Origin of the sequence: Streptomyces sp. NPDC002265 (assembly GCF_040296125.1) — a bacterium.
Lineage (GTDB): Bacteria > Actinomycetota > Actinomycetes > Streptomycetales > Streptomycetaceae > Streptomyces.
The window spans coordinates 1-1,422 of the sequence record NZ_JBEOWS010000697.1 but is presented as its reverse complement, the minus strand read 5'-3'; the positions used below and the strand labels follow the sequence as shown (position 1 = coordinate 1,422).

The window sequence follows — 1,422 nt, the reverse complement described above, 5'->3', positions numbered from 1 at the left end:
GCCGACGCGCCGGACGGCACCGGCCCCGTGTCTCCCGCCGGACGTCAGTCCAGGACCGTCCTGGCGGCGGCGCCCTCGGCGACGGGCCGTCTGCGGGAGAAGGCACCCAGATCGACGACGAGGCCGGTGTGCTCCCCCGTGTACCGCAGCGGATCGCGGTCGTGGTCGTGGCCGGCCTCGACCCGGTCGACCAGGGTGGCCAGGAACCGGCCCGCCAGGGGAGCGTTCTTGAACTGGTTGCCGCTCGTGCCCATGGCGACGTAGAAGCCGGCCAGATCGGTGCGGTCGTAGACGGGGGACCAGTCGTCGGCGGCGTCGTAGACACCGGCGACGCCGGTCGGCCGGTTCGGGACGCCGAGGAGCGGGAACCGGCGTGCGGCCCTGGTCACCTGGGTCTCGAACCGGCCGGGCGTCGGATGAGGGTTGCACGCGTCGGGATCGTCGAGCCACTCCCTGGGGTCGCAGGCGGGCAGCGTACTGCCGATGAGGACGTGTCCGCCGGACGGGCGCAGATAGACCCCGAGGTCGACATCGGCCACGATCGGGCCGGACGCGGTCCCGGTGCCGCCCGGGCCCGCGCCGGTCCCGTCGCCCCGCCGGACCGGCGAGGCCACCTGATGCACCTCCTCGCGCAGCGGGCGCACCCCGACGGTGAACTCGGACCCGACCCCGGCCAGCCGGTTGAACCCGCTCGACCAGGGTCCGGCGGCGTTGACCACCACCGGTGCCGTGATCGCGGTGCCGTCGGCGATCCGGACGCCCGCCACCCGTTCCCCGCCGCGCAGCACACCGACGACCTCGCGCCGCAGGAGGAATCGCACCCCGCTGCGGGCCGCCGCGTCCGCGAGATTCTGTGCCGCGAGCCGTGGGTCGTCGACGAAACCCGCGTCGGGGGTGAACAGCGCACCGAACTCCCCCTTCGGGCCGCCGAAGAACGCCTCGTCGAGCAGGGACCTGGGCGGCCCGTAGCGCCCCGCGTCGATCCCGGGGACCCGGCGGCGCAGCATGGCCGCGTCCCAGCGCTCGTACGGCACACCGGCCCGCTCGAACAGCGCGACGACCTGCGACGTCCCGGAGCCGGGTGCGTCCAGGAGCACCGCCCCGGTCCGCCGGAACGCCGCCAGCGCGGGGCCGGGCCCGGTGCCCAGGTGCTCGGCCCACCGTGTCCAGCAGTGCCGGGACTCCCAGGCGGTGGTGACACCGTCCCAGGTCGAGTAGTTGAAACGGATGATCGCGCTCGACGCGCTGGTGGATCCGTGGCCGACGCCGCCGGCCTTGTCGACGACCACCACGCGCCGACCGGTGCGCGCCAGCTCCAGTGCCACCGAGGCACCGATCACACCGGCCCCCACGACGACCGCGTCCGCGCCGGACGCAGGCGTGCCCGCTCGCCCGGCCGTCCAGACGGCCGGGCCTCGGAGG

1 protein-coding gene is annotated in these 1,422 nt (G+C 75.2%); it reads right to left on the bottom strand.

Annotated features, from left to right (window positions below; translation table 11 throughout):
• Positions 1-44: 44 nt before the first annotated feature.
• Positions 45-1,422: NAD(P)/FAD-dependent oxidoreductase (locus ABT085_RS46350; RefSeq protein WP_351623259.1), on the bottom strand; the 1,378-nt coding region annotated here is incomplete at its 5' end.